Genomic DNA, 16,180 nt, shown 5'->3' on the forward strand with positions numbered 1-16,180 from the left:
ATCGTTCAGAACAGGTCTTCAGGCCCTAGTCTGATCGACTGCGATTGTGCATGTACTTACCGCCGAACGGAGCAACAGGTTACGCCCGAACGGAAATGCGCACTTCGTCACCCTCCACGGCCACAACGTCACCGTGGCGCAACTGTGCACCGCGCCGCACCTCCACAGCGCCGTTGACGTGGACTTCTCCGTCCTCGATGAGCACCTTTGCGTGCCCGCCGTCCTCGGCCAGCTGCGCCAGCTTGAGGAACTGTCCTAGCCTGATCGGCTCTTCGGAGATCTCGACCGTCCGCATGAGTCCCATCATCCCAGTAGGGCGTTCCCCAGTGCTCGCTCGGGGGCGCACACCAGCGCGTTCGAGTGAAGCCGTTGACAGGCTTCTGAGCATGAAGACTTCGAGGGGGTACGCCGCCTGGCTGGCGGTGTCAGGGTTGGTCTGCGTGGCGATAACGATCTTCGCGGCGAGCGCGTACGTCACCCTGGACATGAGCCAGTCCAGGCCGCCGCTGCACGGACCGGTGCATTACGGGCTGCTGATCGCGCACATCTTCACCGGAACGGTCGCGGTTCTGGCGGGTGTATCGCAGTTCTGGCCGGGCCTGCGGCGCCGACATCCGCGGGTGCACCGGGTGATGGGCCGCGTCTACTTCGCGGCGGTGCTGCCGTCATCGGTGCTCGGCGTCGTGTGCGCCCAACTGTCGCTGGCCGGCCTGGCGTCGTCCGCACCGCTGACGGTCCTGTCTGCGCTGTGGTTCGTCAGCGCGGTGTACGGCCTCAAAACGGCACGGCGGCGCCAGTTCGGCGAACACCGCATCTGGATGATCCGCGGGTTCGCACTCACCGGCGCCGCCGTGACGGGTCGCCTCTGGGGCCTGGCTCTCGGCTCACTGATGCCCGACGGGGACGGGCTGCTCATCTTCGCCACCGCGAACTGGCTGTCGTTCGTGGTGAACCTGCTGGTGGCCGAGTGGTGGATCCAGTCGCGGGGTTACGCCCGGACCTTGCCCTCCGTGGCGCTCAGGCCGAGCATCTCCAGCAGGTCGGCGCAGTCGAGCGAGTCCATGGCGTGAGACGCCACGGTGCGAGCCGCCTTGCTGTTCTGAATCGTGCTGTGCTCCTTTTCCAGAGCCTTGGCCTCGGCGAAGGTGCCGGTTTCGGGCTCGGCGATCGCGGGACGCGCCCAAGTCATGTCGTGCCTGCTTCCGCATCGGGGGATGTAGTCATCATGGCAAGTGAGTGACCGAAACACCAGAACCTGTGCTTACCGTAATCGATCACCCACGCTGCGTGCTAACCGTGGAAGCGATTTCACGAACCCGGGCAGTACGATTTCCTCCGGGATTCGACTTTTACCGGCCGTACCTCAGCACCGACTCCACTTCGGTCACAAATGCGACCAGCCGTTCGTCGTCCACATCGTCCGGCGTGGGACCGTCCACCGCGAGTCGTTGCAGCGCAACGGAAGTGGTGGCGCTCTCCCGCGCCAGGCGACGGAACCCGAACGTCGCCTCGTACAGCGACATGGCTGTGCCCAGGGCGGCCAAAGTCGTTGCCACGAAAGCCCACATGGCCCTGCGCGGCCCGTCCGCCATGCCGATCGCGGCGGCCGCGGCGGCGGCGATGAACAGAGCCGCGGCGAGCGCGACCGTCCACGTGCGGGCACGCGAGTAGCGCCTGCGGCTGCGTTCGAAGTGGTCGAGCCGGTCCTGGAAGCGGTGGCGCAGGTACGCCTCGACGAACTGCGCCTGCCTCAGCTTGTCGCTCATGTCCTGACCACCTCGTGCTTGCGGTTGCTGACCGCGGCTTCCAGGTCCGCCACCTTGTCCAGGCGCTCCTCCTCCGTGGCGGGCGCCACGGAGGCGAGGTGCGCGAAGTACAACGCCCGCAGGCGTTCCGCGCGCGACCGGGCCGTCAGGTACTTGTCGAGCGACTCGCGCTTGCGCGCCACGATCGTGATGGCCGCGGCGAACGCGCCGCCCGCCACGACGAGCACCCCGGGCCACGGAGTGTCCTTCAGCCACGTCTGCAGCGCGGCGAACACCGTCGTCGTCAGGCCGCCCGCGATCGCGAGCACGGCCGTGAGCCGGTAGCGGTTCTGCTCGACCTCGGCTTCCGCGTCGAGTTCCTGGAACACCGGCGCGACGACCTGGTTCGCGTCGTGGATGGCGTCGGCGAGCATCGGGTACGCGACGACGAAACCGGGGTCGACCAACGGCCTCGGTTCGGGGGCCCGATACCGGACCTTGGGCAGGATCCTCGGCGGCTTGACGGGCTTCTCCTTGCCCAGCAACCGTTCCAGCGCGGTGACGGCCTTACCGGGGCCCTCGTCCACGTGGATGATGAAGATCTTGCCGCTGCGCACCAGCACCGCGAGGTCGCCGGAGAGGTCACCGGTCGCGATGCGGTCCGCGAGGCCGCCCGTGCCGGCGAGCACCAGCAACGGGTTGTCGCCGCTGAGGTGGTCGACCACCTCCCGCTCGCTCTCGCCTCCGACGACGAGGGCGACGACGGGCTTCTTGTGGCGCACGGCGTCGATCGTGCGGAACAGCACCGGGGTCGCGTCCGTCCACTCCGAACCGGGGACGACGACGGCGACGCTGTGGTTGGGTTCCAGCGGGACCTGACCGTTGGTGGCGCTCTCGGTCAGGTCGTGCACCTTGCTGCTCGGCGCGACTCCGATCACGACGGGCCAGCGCTGCTCGCACGCCTGCAAAGCCATGCCCAGCAAGTGGACAACGCCTCGGTCGGTGCCTTCGGTGACGAACACGGCGCCGTTGCGCGCCGCGGTCACGACGACGGATCTGAGCACCGGCAACAACTTCGCGGCGAGATCCGTCTCGATGTCTTCTGTGGAGCCGAAGACCGAGATCACCGTGCGGCCTCGGGGCAAGCCGAGGGCCTTGGGTTTGATGTCGGCGTCCGGCTGGGACAGCCGTTTGACTGTCGGGCCGCCTGCTGTGGGCATGCCGCGCACCATAACGCCGTGATCGATCGAGGGCCAGAGCCCGTTAGACCTCATCCTCGTGGTCCGCGGGGACTCCCTGAGACGTGTGCTTCCACACCTGCCTGGTCAGCTCGTCCAGGTCCGCCAGGTCGTCGAGGACGACCTCGGCACCGGCCCGGCGCAGGTCGTCCGCGTCGTTGCGCCCGGTGGCCACGGCGACCAGCCGCACACCCGCTTTCGTGGCCGCGTACACGTCGTGCGGCGTGTCGCCGATGAGCACCACCTCGTCGTGGGCGAACGGCCGGATGTGCCGCGCGCGTTCACGGGCGATCGTCACCAGTTCGGCCCGGTCGGCGTGCTCGTCGCCGAACGAGCTGACCTCCCAGTCGACGAGGTGCGCCAGGCCGAACTCCTCCAGCTTGACCAGCGCCACGCTCCTGAGGTTCGCCGTCAGCACGCCCTGGTGCACGCGCGGGTCGCCCGCGAAGTGGTGGAGGGCGTCCAACGCCCCCGGCAGCACCTCGCCATGGCCGGACAGCTCGGCGCGCCGGGCCTCGAAGGAGTCCGCGAGCGCGTCGGCGAGGAGCCGGGCCGCCTCCTCCGTGTGCTCGATGCCGTGCAGGCGCAGCGTCTCCTCGATGATGTCGGCCTCGGTGCGGCCGCCGAGGTCGACGGGGCCGCTGAGCTCCCTGCCGAAGGCGCTGCGGAACGCCTCGCGGTACATCAGCCCGCCGAAGCCGCGTGCCGAGATCAGCGTGCCGTCGATGTCCCAGAGCACCAGCAGTTCAGGCCCGGTCACCGGACCACCACCCCTCAACGCGTAAAATCGCTGCTCATGACCTCGATCGACCCCGCAGAGCTGGAAGTCTGCCTGCGCGTGCTTGCCCAGGTCGAGGACCTGCCGGCCGAACACGACGACGCCGTGCGCGTCCGCCGGGCCACCGCGAAGATCTTCAAGGCCGCGAAGAAGTTCCGCAAAACGGAGCGCAAGGCCGCCATCGTGGCCAACGACCGCGCCGTCACCGCGCTGACGGCCACCGGGTCACCGGACCGCATCGACGACGAGACGCAGGGCCTTCCCCTCGTGTCGACGGCTCAGGGCGCCACGGCGGGAACGCTGCTGCGCGCCCGGTCCTGCTACACGTGCCGCACGAGGTTTGTCGAGGTAGACGCCTTCTACCACAACCTCTGCCCTGCCTGCGCGGCCTTCAACCACGGCAAGCGCGACGCCCGCACGGACCTGACGGGCCGCAACGCGCTGCTGACCGGCGGCCGGGCGAAGATCGGCATGTACATCGCGCTGCGGCTGCTGCGTGACGGCGCGCACACCACGATCACCACCCGCTTCCCCAAGGACGCGGCGCGGCGGTTCGCCTCGATGCCCGACGCCGCCGACTGGATCGACCGGCTCAAGATCGTCGGCATCGACCTGCGCGACCCGGCCCAGGTGCTGGCGCTGGCCGACGAGGTGGCGTCCCGCGGGCCGCTCGACGTGCTGATCAACAACGCCGCGCAGACCGTGCGCCGCTCGGCCAACGCCTACACCCCGCTGGCGCAGGCCGAGCACGAGGCGCTGACCGGCGACGCCCGCCGTCCCGAGCTGATCTCGTTCGGCGGCCACGGCCAGCTCGCACTGCCCGGCACCGCCGTGCCCGAGGCGCACTCGGTGACGACGCTGGCGTTGATGGCGGGCTCGAAGGACATCGACGCGGGCGGCCTGGTGCCCGACACCGCGCCGGTCAACTCGTGGATCCAGAACGTCGACGAGGTCGACCCGGTCGAGCTGCTCGAGGTGCAGCTCTGCAACTCGACGGCGCCGTTCCTGCTGATCTCGCGGCTGCGCGCCTCGATGGCGAAGTCGTCGTACCGCCGCAAGTACGTGGTGAACGTGTCGGCGATGGAGGGCCAGTTCTCCCGCGCCTACAAGGGTTCCGGGCACCCGCACACGAACATGGCGAAGGCCGCGCTGAACATGTTGACGCGCACCAGCGCCGAGGAGATGCTGCAGGCCGACGGCATCCTGATGACGGCCGTCGACACGGGCTGGATCACCGACGAGCGCCCGCACCCGATGAAGATGCGGCTCGCCGAGGAGGGCTTCCACGCCCCGTTGGACCTGGTCGACGGCGCGGCGCGGGTGTACGACCCGATCGTGCGCGGTGAGGCCGGCGAGGACCTGTACGGCTGCTTCCTCAAGGACTACGCGCCTTCCCCCTGGTGATGTCGCAGTAGGCCTTCGGAGTGACTTTCGTCGGAAACACGTGTCCGAGACACCTGTCGGACGCGTCCGAACGATGCCTTTCATCAGGCATTACGCTTAGTTGAACACCTGTTCGAGTACTCATTTGTCATGAGGACTGTGTGGCGGGGAGCACTTCGGTTCGGGATGTCGACGATGACGGTGCGGCTGGTGTCCGCGGCCACCGAACATCGCAGCAAGGTGCACCTGGTGCACCGCGAGGACAGTGGCCGCGTACGCCACCAACAGGTGTGCGGCGAGTGTTCGCTGCGGCTGACGCCGGAGGACATCGGGCGGGGTTACGAGCTCGACGACGGCCGGATCGTGCAGATCGATCCCGGTGACCTGCCGGCGCCGGAGGACGGCGTGATCGACGTGCAGCAGTTCGCGCCCCAGGTCGACGTGGACCCGGTCGCGTTGCACCGCAGCTACTACGTGGAGCCGGACGACCTGGCCGTGCGGTCCTACGTGCTGCTGCGGGAGACGCTGGAGCGCACCAAGACCGCCGCGATCGTGAAGTTCGCCCTGCGGAGCAGGGAGACGCTGGCGGCCATCCGGCCACAGCAGGGGGTCCTGGTGCTGCACACGCTCCTGTGGCCGGACGAGGTCCGGGAGCCGCACTTCGCGTTCCTGCACCGCGACACCGAGGTGCGCACCGGCGAACTGGCCGCCGCGGCGGCGTTGGTGCGCGCGCAGACGCGTCCGTTCCGGCCGCACGACTACCCGAACACGCATCACGAGGCCTTGCTGCACCTGGTGGAGGCGAACGTCTGACCCGCACCTGATGGCGCGGACGTCTGACGGCTCCTGGTGGTGCGGGTGCGCGACCCGGGTCTCGGGGATGAACGCGGGTCGCGCGCCCGTTCTGTCAGGGGGCGGCGCTAGCATCGGCAGCCATGCTCGCCAGCCCGTCCGATCTCGTCGACCTGCTCGAATGCGAGCACCGCAGCTTCCTCGCTCGTGACGAACGGCGCGGCGACCCCTCCGAACTGCACCTCGCCGCGGCCCGGACGGCCGCGGACATGCGTTCCGGTGCGGACCTGGTCGAGAACGCGGTGTTCTTCGACGGCGTGTTCCACTGCACCGCTCAGACGCTCGTGCGCACGGCCGAGGGCTACGAGCCGTGCGACGAGGCCTCGGACGCCACTCCCCTGGCCGTGCTGTCGCTGGTCGCGGCGGCGCAGGCGTTGGGCGCCTCTCGCGCGCACCTGATCGTCGACGGCCGCCGGACGTCCTTCAGGATCGCCGACTTCACTCCTCTGCTGGGGCGGTTGCGGACGCGGCTCGCGAAGCCCTCACCCCCGCCCAAGCGGTCGTGGGGTGACGTGCGGGCGGCCTGCACCGGGTGCCGGTTCGCCCGTCACTGCGCTTCCGGCCGCGAGGAGGCGCGAGACCTGTCGCTGGTGGCCGGGCTTCGGGCTGACCAGCGGAGGAAGCTGGTTTCGGTCGGCATTGACACGATCGACGCGCTTGCGGCCACCGAGGAACGGCCGGCGACCCTCTCCCCCACCTCGTTCACGGCGCTGACCGCGCAGGCCCGGCTTCAGGTGCAGCAGGAACGCACGGGCGTCATCACCTACGAGGTCGTGGCGCCGGAGGCGTTGGCGAACCTGCCGGAACCCGCCGAGGACGACGTCTTCCTGGAGGTCGACGGCGACACGTTCCGGACGCCGGGCTGGGAGGGGACGTTCGAGGAGTTCGTCGACCGGACGCCGGCCGGCGCGGTCTACCACTTCACTCCGCACGACCTCGCCGGGCGGGCCGCGCGGACGGCGACCCGTGAGTCCGAAGTGGACGAACTGGTGCGGCGCTGCGTCGACCTCGGTGCGTTGACGCGGCGGGTTCTTCGCGTGTCCACACGGGAGTACACGCTGCCCGCACTGAAACCGTTGCTGGACGACGAGATCCCCACTCGCGGACTGCGGGATCTGTTGCAGCGCCTCAAGGTCGAGCGTGAGATCGAGACCGCGCCGCCTCAGGAGCGCGACGAGGCGTCGTTGGAGAAGGCGGCCGAGCGGGCGCGGCGGATGGCGGCGCTGACGGAGCCGTTGCTCGCCGAGGGGCACGCGTTGTTCGCGGCGACGGTCGGCTACCACCGGCGTGAGTCGAGTCCGGCGTGGGGCGACTACTTCCGGCAGGCCCTCGCGCCGATCTCCGACCTGGAGACGGATTCGAACTGCGCGGTGCCGATCACGCTCAAGGCCGAGGACTGGGTGCCTCCGGCCGGGCGGGTCCGGACGCACAAGCGGCAGGTGCACGCGCGGATCGACCCGGAACGCCCGCACCCGTTCGGTTCGGGCGAGCAGGTCCGGCTGCTCTACCCCGGCAACGTGACGCGCAACGCCGTGGTGGCCGACGACAACCCGTACGAGCTGGTGCTGACCGAGAGCAACTCGCAGGAGCACTCCGAACTGCCGATCGCCGTGCTGCCGGGCAGTCCGGTGCCCGCGTCGCCGAAGGACGAGGCTGTCGCGGAACTGGCCGAGCAGGCCGTGGGGCTGCTGCCGCTGCTCCCCCGCAACCCCGGCATCGACCTGTTGCTGCGCACGCCGCCAGCGCAGCCGTTGCCGCAGCACGACGACGTGGTGCAGGCCGTGATCAAGGCCGTCGACCAGCTCGACGGCGGGACGCTGGCGGTGCAGGGCCCGCCCGGCGCCGGCAAGACGTACCTCGCGACCAAGCTCGTGCGGCACCTGATCGACCAGGGCAAGACCGTGGCCGTGACCTCGACGTCGCACAAGGCCGTCGAGAACGTGCTGTCTTCAGTGGATCCCGACATCCCGATGGCCAAGCGCCCCAAGGAGAAGAAGCCCGAGGAGGGCCTCCCGTGGGACCAGCCGAAGACCAACGGCGCGCTGGCGCAGTGGCGTGAGGAGCACCCGCAGGGCCACCTGGTCGGCGGCACGGCCTGGACGTTCTCCAACGCCGTGATCAAGGCGCAGCCGTTCGACGTGATGATCATCGACGAGGCGGGCCAGTTCGCGCTGGCCGACGCGGTGGCCGTGGCGACGGCCGCGCGCAACCTGGTGCTGCTGGGCGATCCGCAGCAACTGCCACAGGTCGTGCAGGGCGTGCACCCACCGGGTTCGGACGCCTCCGCGCTGGGCCACCTGCTCGGCGACGCGGACGTGATCCCTCCGCACCTGGGCTACTTCCTGGCCGAGACGCGGCGGATGCACCCGGCCGTCTGCCGTCCCGTGTCCGAACTCTCCTATGCCGGACTGCTCCATTCGCACGAAACGGCCGCCCACCGGTCGATCTCCGGCATCGAGCCCGGGATCTACCTGCGCGAGGTCGACCACCGGCACAACATCACGTCGTCCGTCGAGGAAGCCGAGGCCGTGGTGGACACGGTCCGCGCGATCGTCGGTCGCACTTGGACGGACAACGGCAAAACTCGCGAACTGACCGATGCGGACATTCTCGTCGTGGCGCCGTACAACCTGCAGGTGCGGGTGATCCGGCGGCGGCTCGCCGATGCGGGATTCACCGAAACTCGAGTGGGCACCGTGGACCGATTCCAAGGCCAGGAAGCACCCGCCGTCATCATGTCCATGACGTCGTCGTCCACCGTGGACCTGCCCCGTGGCCTGGACTTTCTTCTGTCACGCAACAGGCTGAACGTGGCGCTCTCCCGTGCCCAGACGCTCGCCGTGATGATCTGCTCGCCGCGCCTGCTGGACGCCGACGTGCGCGGTGTGGAGCAGATGCGGCTGGTCGCGGGCGCGATCGGCCTAACAGAAAACATGAGGATCTATCCGTGGTGACACCGTAGCGTTGTCATACAGTGACCTTTCGAACGCTCTGTGTTGTTAGCGTGACGCGGTTCACCCGGTCGGGTGATTCAGATCATGAATGTGTGCTCGGCCCCGCCACGCATCAAACAGAGCAGGAGAGATTCGTTGGCAAGGAGAGTTCTCGGCGCGTTCGCGGTGACCGCTACCGCCGCGCTGGCCACGCTGGCACTGACCGGCACGGCCCAGGCGCACACCCCTGTCGTGAACAAGGGGTGTGACGAGAAGACTCAGAAGTCCTGGTTCACCCTGTCCTTGAAGGACTACGGCACCGCCAAGGACAACACGGTCGTCGTCAAGATCGACGGCGTCGAGGCGTTCAAGACCACCTTCAAGGGCAAGCTCGACGAGCAGAAGTGGGAACGTGACGGCAACGCCGATCACACCTACGAGGCGACGATCACGGCCTACGACGACCCCAACTTCCAGAAGGGGTGGAGCAAGGTCGAGACCCGCACGACCAAGGATTGCGTGAAGACGCCGCCGACCACGACGACCAAGCAGACGACGACCACCACGACGACGCCGGTTGCCACGTCCCCGGAGGTGCCCTCGTCCTCCGAGGTCCCGCCGACGTCGACGACCCCGGTGGCCCCCGGCGGCAGCGCTCCGGAACCGCCCCTCGCGGCGACCGGCGCGTCACCGCTGTGGCTGCTGCTCTCGGGTCTGGGTCTGGTGGGCGCCGGTGCCGGCACCCTGCTGTTCCTGCGTCGCCGCCGCAGCGCGTGAACTAGCTGAACCACCGAACGGGGGCGGTCCACTTCGGACCGCCCCCGTTCGCCGTCGCTACAGGTCCAGCGAGGTCGCGGGTTCGTGGCCCTCGCGGATGAACCACTCGGTGCCGAACGCGTGCGCGAACGTCGGCTCGTCGAGCGACAGGAAGAACGACTGCTCGGGGATCTGCGAGGCGTGCGCGCGCATCGCCTGCCGCTTGACCTCCAGGTACTTCGAGACGTCGACACCGACGTTGATCCGCGACTCCGGCACGGCGCCCTCGCCGAGCGGCGGCGGTTCCTCGAGGCCGGCCAGCCGGAACGCCTCGCGGAACTCCGACTCGCGCACCATCGCCTGGTAGACGGCCGGTGTGCCCGCGATCTCGGCGGCGCGCATGCCGACCCGGTGCGTCTGGATGTGGTCGGGGTGCCCGTAACCGCCGAAGCTGTCGTAGGTCAGGAACACCTTCGCGTCCTCCTCGACGAGGATCGCCGCGAGTTTCTGGGCCGCCTCCTCGACGTCCGCGGTCCAGAACGACCCGGGCCGGTCGTTGAGCTCGTCGCCCATCATCCCGGAGTCGCGGTAGCCCAGGAACTCCACGCGCGCGACGCCCAGCAGGTCCGCCGCCGCGTGCGTCTCCACGACGCGGCGCTGCCAGAGTTCCTCGCCCTCCTCCAGGAAGTCGGGCACCTCCCCGGCCTCGCCCCGCGTCGCCACGACGAGCACGACCCGGTGGCCCTCCTCGAACGCCTTGCGCATCACGCCACCGGTCACGATGCACTCGTCGTCGGGATGGGCGTGGAAAGTCACCAGTGTGGCCATGCCCTCGACGTTACCTGCGGGTGCACATGTGAAAGGGCGGCGCTCCCCCAGGAACAGGCTGGGAGGCGCCGCCCCTCGGCGAACTCGTGGAGCTATCGCAGGGTCAGGTTCCAGGAGTTGATGTACCCGGTGTCACCGGAGTACACGTCCTGGACCCGCAGCTTCCACGTGCCCGCCGCGACCTCGGACGAGGCGTTGACCGTGTAGGTCGCCACCACGTTGTCGGCACTGTCCGAAGAGGACGAGTTCTTCAGCCGGTAGGCGGTGCCGTCCGGCGCGACCAGGTCGATGACCAGGTCACCGCGGTAGGTGTGGACGATGTCCACACCGACCTTGGTGGTCGAGGAGGCGTTGCCCGTCACCGTGGAGGTGATGGACGAGGTGACCGCGGCACCGCGGTCCGCGATGGCGACGTCGGTCGTGTTCTCCAGGCCACCGGAGGGCGGCGGAGTCGTGTCGATCGCGGCCACGGTCTTCGCGGCGTCGGCCAGACCTGCGCCACAGCCACCCGAGCAGGTGCCGGGAAGCGGGCGGGCGTTGGTCTTGATCAGGTCCTTGACCTGGGCCGGCGTGAGCGACGGCTTCTTCGCGACCAGCAGTGCCGCGAGGCCCGCGACGTGCGGGGCGGCCATCGACGTGCCCTGGTACGGCTTGTAGTTCTCCGCACCGGGGACGGTCGTGCCGGCGTTCAGCGTGGACCAGATGCCGTTCTCCGGCGTGGTGATGGTGCCGGGGGTGTCGGTGCCGCGACGGGTCTCGCCGCCGGGCGCCGCGATGTCGATGCGGGTGCCGTAGTTCGAGTAGAACGTCCGGTTGCCCTCACGCGACGAGGCCGCGACGGTGATCACGCCGGAGCAGTTGGCCGGGGTGTAGAGCGACGCGTTGTCGTTCGAGTTGCCGGCCGCGACGACGACCGAGGTGCCGCGGTTGATGGCACCGTTGATCGCGTTCTGGTACGTCGTGGAGCAGGAGGACTTGCCGCCCAGCGACATGTTGATGACCTTGGCGGGCGTCTGGTTCGCGGGCACGCCGGTCACCGTGCCGCCGGACGCCCAGGTGATCGCGTCGGCGATGTCCGAGGTGGCGCCACCGCACTTGGCGAGCACGCGCAGCGGCTGGATCTTGGCGTCGTAGGCGATGCCCGCGATGCCCTTGCCGTTGCCGGTGGACGCGGCGATCGTGCCGGCCACGTGCGTGCCGTGCCAGGAGGAGTTGCTGTCCTGCGCGGGCACCGGCTGGCCGTTGGCGTCGGTGCCGCACTCGCCGCGCGCCGCCCAGTCGCCCTGGTCGGCCGGGTTCGAGTCGCGGCCGTTGTTGTCACGGGCCCGCGCCGAGTCGGAGACGAAGTCGTACCCCGCGACGACCCGGTCCGCCAGGTCGCTGTGGGCGACGTAGCCGGTGTCGATGACCGCGACGGTCACACCGGCGCCGGTGGTGCTGGACCACGCGCTGGGCACGTTCATGCCGGCGGTGGCCTCGAAGAGGTCCCACTGCCGGGAGTACTCGGTGTCGTTCGGCTCGGCGAACGGCTGCATCAGCAGGTCCGGCTCGACGTAGGCGACGTCGGGGTCGTTCTTGAACGCCTGGATCGTGTTGTCGGCGTTCGTGGTCTTCGCGCCGAGGTCGACGACGACCGCGCCGCTCGACATGCGGCGGTGCACGGACTTGCCCTTGCTGCGGGCGTCGTCCGAGGCAGCGGAGTCGGACGAGGCTTCGGCGGTGCCGGGCTTGTAGCCGACGATCAGCCGCTCGAAGGGGCGGTTCACCTGGGTCGAGTCCGGCTGGGACTGGATCTGGGCGGGGGCTGCGGTCGCCGATGGGGCGACAACGCTGAGCACGGCGGCGGAAACTGCCGCGGCGCACACACTCGTGCGTCGCAATCCGTTCACGTGAGGTCCTTCCACGCAGGGCCTTCGCGTGCCGTTGAGGGCGTCAGTGTTCTGAACCGGCTGCGGAGGTGGGGAGGACCGTAAGCCGGGCCACACCTGCGAAAACAGGTCTGGTGGAGTCCGTTTGACGACACTGGCGTGTTCACGACAGGGGTACTGCGCCGAATGGCGCACAATGTGGCCGTGTTCGGACACTTGGGCGTCGCGCCGGAGCTAACGGCCGTTTACGAGCTTCTGGTAACGGGCGGAAGCCGCACCACGGACGAGATCGGCGTCGCGGTCCCGGTGCTGGAGGAGATGCGGGAGCTCGGCCTGGTCCGGCACCTGCCCGGTGACGTGTGGCAGGCAGTGGCGCCGGACCTGGCCGTGGAAGCGCTGATCGCGGCCCGCGAGGAGGCGAACCGCCGGGCCCGCGCGGACATCGGCCCGTTGATGGAGCTGTACCTGCGCAACCGCGACGAGGAACTGGCGGACAACGCGTTCGTCGAGGTGGTGTCCGGTGTGGACGCTGTCCGCGAGCTGTGGCACGCGTTGCTGCGCGGCGCCCGCGGGGAGGTCTGCGTGCTCGACCAGCCGCCGTACGTGACGCCGCTGGGCCAGCACGTCGCGCTCGAGGACGAGACGCGGGAACGCGACGTGCAGTGGCGGGTCGTCTACGACCGTTCCGCCGTCGACATCCCCGGCCGGGTCACGGAGATCATCGACCTGGTCGCGGCCGGCGAACGCGCCCGTGTCACGCCGACGCTGCCGTTCAAGCTCGCGGTGATCGACCTGCACGCCGCGGTGCTGCCCGTCGTGAACGGCGACGTGGTCGACAAGGTGCTGCTGATCCGGCCGTCCGCGTTGCTGGACGTGCTGCGCTCGACGTTCGAGCTGTACTGGGACAAGGGGATCCCGTTCAGCCCCGGCGGGATCTACGCGGCGGCGGCCGACGTGGACCCGAACCTGCTGGGACTGCTCGCCGCGGGTCTCACCGACGAGTCGATCGCACGGCAGCTGGGGCTCGCGCCGCGCACGGTGCAGCGGCGGGTGCGGCAGCTGATGGACCGGTGCGGCGCGCAGACCCGGTTCCAGGCGGGCGTCCAGGCCATGCGGCGGGGCTGGCTGTAGCCCGACGCAACCTCAGGTGATCATGCGGCGTCTCACTCCGTGCAAGCACGTACTCACAGGGGGATTCAACAAATGCGCATGCGCAAGGTGATGGCGGCTGCCCTGACGGGCCTCGCACTGATCGGTCTCGCGGGCACGGCAACGGCGTCGGCATCGGGTTCCGGGGAGCTCGCGTGGCCGCCGAAGGACGTCACTCCGGTCCACAAGACCAAGGCGGAGCTGCAGGAACAGGCGGACGGGTTCTCCGCTCGCCAGCAGGCGGCCTACCCGCGGGTCTTCCGCGGCGCGCAGGACGTCTCGCCCGGCAACTGGGGTGGCGAGGCCGAGGGCGTGTTCGACGACATGCAGTACATGGGCAACACGGTGGGCTTCACATACAACGGCCAGCGGGTCACGACGTACACGCAGGTCAACGCTCCTGGCCAGCACGCGTGGTCGCCGAAGGAGTACTGCGAGAAGTACGCCGAGTGCACCGGTCAGGTCAGCGACCACCGGGGCGGGCTGGTCGTGTTCTCCCAGAACGAGCAGTTCGGCATCACCGAGGCGCGGAACTTCCGCCGCAACGGTGAGGTGGTCTGGGTCCAGACCTGGACGCCGGGCACCGAGGCGCAGCTGGCGGCCCTGGCCACCGACCGCGCCTTCACGTTCACCCGCTAGTTCGAAGAGTGAGCGGGCGCTTCCGGTCATGGAGTCACCGGAAGCGCCCGCTCGGTCAACTGGCGACCTTGCGCGCGGCCACCAGTTGCCCGTCCGCGAAACCCTCGACGCGCACCTCGCGCCCGGCCGCGGTCAACGTCGCGGTGTGCGCGCCGTCGGTCACGTCCAGCGAGGTCGACGGGCGGCCGTCGACGTAGACGTCCACCCGGTCGAGGTTCACGGTGTCCAGTGAGACGGTCGTTCCCTCGACCGCCACCCCGAGCCGCCGGACCGGCTGCTCCTCCAACAGCTCTCCCGCCCGTGCGAGGAGATCGACGTTGCCCTGCAACAGGTCCGCGCGAGTGACCTTGTGCTGGTGCGATGGGCGCACGCCCAGGTCTTCCACCGGTGTGCCGGCGAGCTTGCCCACGCGCAACGTGCGGCGGATCGACACGCGCATGTTCGCCTTGTTGGGCAACGCCTTGTACGGCGACTCCGCGTCGACCGGCGCCGGGATCCTCAGCAGCGTCGACAGCAGCCCGTGGGTCCACACGTTCGCGCCGCCCGCGCCGGTGTTGTCGTCCACGCCGAGGATCGGGCCCAGCTCGTGGTCGGCCCAGCCCGCGGCGAAGATGTCGGTGGCCGAGTAGCAGCGCGCGTCGGTGATCAGCACGACCGGGCCGTGGTAGGTCTGGCCCACGGCGTTCGCCCCGCCGACCGGCGTGATCGTGTGCGAGCAGGAGAACGCCTGCCCTGTCTCTGTGGAGCTGTCGAGGGACGGGAACCACGGGCCGAGGTTGATCTGGCCGGTCGGGTCCTCGGCGTGGCGGCGGCAGATCCGCAGGTTCAGCGGTGTGCTCAGGAACTGCACGGGCTCCGGCGCGACGGGCCGCGGCGTCATCGTCTGCAGCAGGAACTCCGCGGCGAAGATGTGGCCGCCGCCGTTGTCGCGCACGTCGACGATGAGCCCGCTCTGCGGCAGCAGTGCCGCGAGCCGCACGAACTCGGTGAGGAACGCGTCCGGGTCGTCCACGCTGAACGTGAAGATCCGCAGGTGCCCGAACGTGCCGGACGGCGTGACGACGGGGCGGGCCCGGAACACGCCCGGCAGCGTCGTCGGCACGTCCTGCACGGTCATCGCGACCGCGCCACCGGAGGCTTCGGCCTGCACGACCTTGGGCGCGTGCAACAGCTTCTTGGCGCGGGCCTTCTCGTCGGAGTCCAGGTCGACGCCCTGGGCGGCCGCCGCCGGCGACAGCTCGTCGACGTCCGTCATGGGCGGCAGGTTCTCCGTGACCTGCCAGTCGACGCGGATCTCCCCGGCGGTACCGGTCTCGTCGCGGTAGCTCACGACCACCCAGTCCTCGTCGGGCGGGAGCTGGATCACCAAGGGGCGCAACGTGAGCGACTCGAGGCCCCGGGCGAGGTTCGCGGCGGTGTTGCTGCCGGCGAAGATCGCGCCGTTCAACGCGACCGCGCGGGCGATCGGCGTGCCGTTCCAGTGCGTCACCTCGGCACCGGCCGCGAGGCCGTCGAACCCGGCGACCGTGCGGGCGACGAGGTACTGCTCGGTGCCGTCCTCGCCGAAGCAGCGTTCCAGCTGGAACGGCAGGAAGGCGATCTTGCCCGCGAACGGCGCCGGCAGCAGGTAGTTCGTGTGCAGGTCGCGCACCGAGTGGAAGGTGCTCGACAGCTCGCGGTGGAACTGCCACTCGGGCTCGGCGGTGGCGTCGGTCTGCCGTTCCAGTCTGGCTCTCAGGACTCTGAGTCTCTGCACGGGATTCACCGCGTGCATCGCGACTTTGAGAGGCAGGTGCGCGTAGTTCTGCTCCAGCACGATCAGCGCCTGGTCGACGATGAGCTTGCGCTGCGCCAGGGTGAGCGTTCCCGCCGTGGCGAGGAACTCGGCGAGTCCGACGGAATTTGCGACGTTCGGGTGAGCGGTTGTGGTCATGGTGGGGCCTCCTTGTTCAGTAGAGACTTTCCAGGGCGCCTGGATACACCTGTTTCACCCGTTCGGCCGCTAATTGGA

At 69.4% G+C, this 16,180-nt stretch carries 14 protein-coding genes; 7 read left to right on the top strand and 7 right to left on the bottom strand.

The features are described 5' to 3' along the window. Positions 1–79 precede the first annotated feature (79 nt). Positions 80–295 (bottom strand): RNA-binding S4 domain-containing protein, encoded by a 216-nt coding sequence (locus DFR72_RS31800; protein ID WP_245983694.1) that lies wholly within the window; start codon positions 293–295, stop codon positions 80–82. Positions 296–386: 91 nt separating this feature from the next. Between DFR72_RS31800 and DFR72_RS31805 the strand changes: the two genes are divergently transcribed. Next, a complete protein-coding gene (locus tag DFR72_RS31805; RefSeq protein ID WP_170176495.1) occupies positions 387–1,070 on the top strand; it encodes a DUF2306 domain-containing protein in 684 nt (227 codons plus the stop codon). Between the two features lie 279 nt (positions 1,071–1,349). Here the strand turns inward: DFR72_RS31805 and DFR72_RS31815 are convergent, their stop codons facing one another. Genes DFR72_RS31815 through DFR72_RS31825 form a run of 3 tightly spaced genes read right to left on the bottom strand, consistent with a single transcriptional unit; the run spans position 1,350 to position 3,743 of the window. Next, positions 1,350–1,766: an SLATT domain-containing protein gene (locus DFR72_RS31815; protein WP_090068866.1), complete on the bottom strand. Its 417-nt coding sequence runs from the start codon at positions 1,764–1,766 to the stop codon at positions 1,350–1,352. Continuing rightward, positions 1,763–2,965 carry a DUF4231 domain-containing protein gene (locus DFR72_RS31820; protein WP_090069151.1) on the bottom strand — a complete coding sequence of 401 codons (1,203 nt, stop codon included), beginning with the start codon at positions 2,963–2,965 and terminating at the stop codon, positions 1,763–1,765. The genes DFR72_RS31815 and DFR72_RS31820 overlap by 4 nt, the downstream gene beginning before the upstream one ends. A gap of 43 nt (positions 2,966–3,008) precedes the next feature. Then, on the bottom strand, positions 3,009–3,743 hold the full coding sequence (locus tag DFR72_RS31825; RefSeq protein WP_090068864.1) for a haloacid dehalogenase-like hydrolase: 735 nt from the start codon (positions 3,741–3,743) through the stop codon (positions 3,009–3,011). A 36-nt stretch (positions 3,744–3,779) separates the two neighbouring features. Here DFR72_RS31825 and DFR72_RS31830 point away from each other — a divergent pair, with 36 nt between their 5' ends. From DFR72_RS31830 to DFR72_RS45825, 4 genes are all read left to right on the top strand, one after another. Beyond that, complete coding sequence (locus tag DFR72_RS31830) at positions 3,780–5,165, top strand: SDR family oxidoreductase (protein ID WP_090068862.1); 1,386 nt, start codon at positions 3,780–3,782, stop codon at positions 5,163–5,165. Between the two features lie 129 nt (positions 5,166–5,294). After that, complete coding sequence (gene ku, locus DFR72_RS31835) at positions 5,295–5,957, top strand: non-homologous end joining protein Ku (protein ID WP_090068860.1); 663 nt, start codon at positions 5,295–5,297, stop codon at positions 5,955–5,957. Between the two features lie 122 nt (positions 5,958–6,079). Beyond that, entirely contained in the window at positions 6,080–8,950 is a 2,871-nt protein-coding gene (locus DFR72_RS31840) for an AAA domain-containing protein (protein ID WP_090068858.1), read from the top strand. Between the two features lie 135 nt (positions 8,951–9,085). Next, positions 9,086–9,706: an LPXTG cell wall anchor domain-containing protein gene (locus tag DFR72_RS45825; protein ID WP_170176496.1), complete on the top strand. Its 621-nt coding sequence runs from the start codon at positions 9,086–9,088 to the stop codon at positions 9,704–9,706. Between the two features lie 57 nt (positions 9,707–9,763). Here the strand turns inward: DFR72_RS45825 and DFR72_RS31850 are convergent, their stop codons facing one another. Continuing rightward, positions 9,764–10,513: a PIG-L family deacetylase gene (locus DFR72_RS31850; protein ID WP_090068854.1), complete on the bottom strand. Its 750-nt coding sequence runs from the start codon at positions 10,511–10,513 to the stop codon at positions 9,764–9,766. Between the two features lie 92 nt (positions 10,514–10,605). After that, the gene (locus DFR72_RS31855) at positions 10,606–12,402 is read right to left on the bottom strand and encodes a S8 family peptidase (RefSeq protein WP_211335597.1); all 1,797 of its coding nucleotides are present in this window, start codon (positions 12,400–12,402) and stop codon (positions 10,606–10,608) included. Between the two features lie 183 nt (positions 12,403–12,585). Here DFR72_RS31855 and DFR72_RS31860 point away from each other — a divergent pair, with 183 nt between their 5' ends. Then, positions 12,586–13,512 carry a LuxR C-terminal-related transcriptional regulator gene (locus DFR72_RS31860; RefSeq protein WP_170176497.1) on the top strand — a complete coding sequence of 309 codons (927 nt, stop codon included), beginning with the start codon at positions 12,586–12,588 and terminating at the stop codon, positions 13,510–13,512. A 72-nt stretch (positions 13,513–13,584) separates the two neighbouring features. Continuing rightward, positions 13,585–14,169 carry a hypothetical protein gene (locus DFR72_RS31865; protein ID WP_090068851.1) on the top strand — a complete coding sequence of 195 codons (585 nt, stop codon included), beginning with the start codon at positions 13,585–13,587 and terminating at the stop codon, positions 14,167–14,169. 55 nt (positions 14,170–14,224) lie between these two features. Here the strand turns inward: DFR72_RS31865 and DFR72_RS31870 are convergent, their stop codons facing one another. Next, positions 14,225–16,102, bottom strand: a complete 1,878-nt coding sequence (locus tag DFR72_RS31870; protein ID WP_090068849.1) for a S41 family peptidase — start codon at positions 16,100–16,102, stop codon at positions 14,225–14,227. Between the last annotated feature and the right edge of the window lie 78 nt (positions 16,103–16,180).

Origin of the sequence: Lentzea flaviverrucosa (genome assembly GCF_003350445.1) — a bacterium.
GTDB classification, from domain to species: Bacteria; Actinomycetota; Actinomycetes; order Mycobacteriales; family Pseudonocardiaceae; genus Lentzea; species Lentzea californiensis.

Excerpts from the sequence above, each read along its gene's own strand:
- DFR72_RS31840 (WP_090068858.1), top strand. The coding sequence starts at position 6,080 with ATGCTCGCCAGCCCGTCCGATCTCGTCGACCTGCTCGAATGCGAGCAC.
- ku (WP_090068860.1), top strand. The coding sequence starts at position 5,295 with ATGAGGACTGTGTGGCGGGGAGCACTTCGGTTCGGGATGTCGACGATG.
- DFR72_RS31805 (WP_170176495.1), top strand. The coding sequence starts at position 387 with ATGAAGACTTCGAGGGGGTACGCCGCCTGGCTGGCGGTGTCAGGGTTG.
- DFR72_RS31850 (WP_090068854.1), bottom strand. The coding sequence starts at position 10,513 with ATGGCCACACTGGTGACTTTCCACGCCCATCCCGACGACGAGTGCATC.
- DFR72_RS31800 (WP_245983694.1), bottom strand. The coding sequence starts at position 295 with ATGCGGACGGTCGAGATCTCCGAAGAGCCGATCAGGCTAGGACAGTTC.
- DFR72_RS31815 (WP_090068866.1), bottom strand. The coding sequence starts at position 1,766 with ATGAGCGACAAGCTGAGGCAGGCGCAGTTCGTCGAGGCGTACCTGCGC.
- DFR72_RS31830 (WP_090068862.1), top strand. The coding sequence starts at position 3,780 with ATGACCTCGATCGACCCCGCAGAGCTGGAAGTCTGCCTGCGCGTGCTT.
- DFR72_RS31870 (WP_090068849.1), bottom strand. The coding sequence starts at position 16,102 with ATGACCACAACCGCTCACCCGAACGTCGCAAATTCCGTCGGACTCGCC.
- DFR72_RS31820 (WP_090069151.1), bottom strand. The coding sequence starts at position 2,965 with ATGCCCACAGCAGGCGGCCCGACAGTCAAACGGCTGTCCCAGCCGGAC.
- DFR72_RS31865 (WP_090068851.1), top strand. The coding sequence starts at position 13,585 with ATGCGCATGCGCAAGGTGATGGCGGCTGCCCTGACGGGCCTCGCACTG.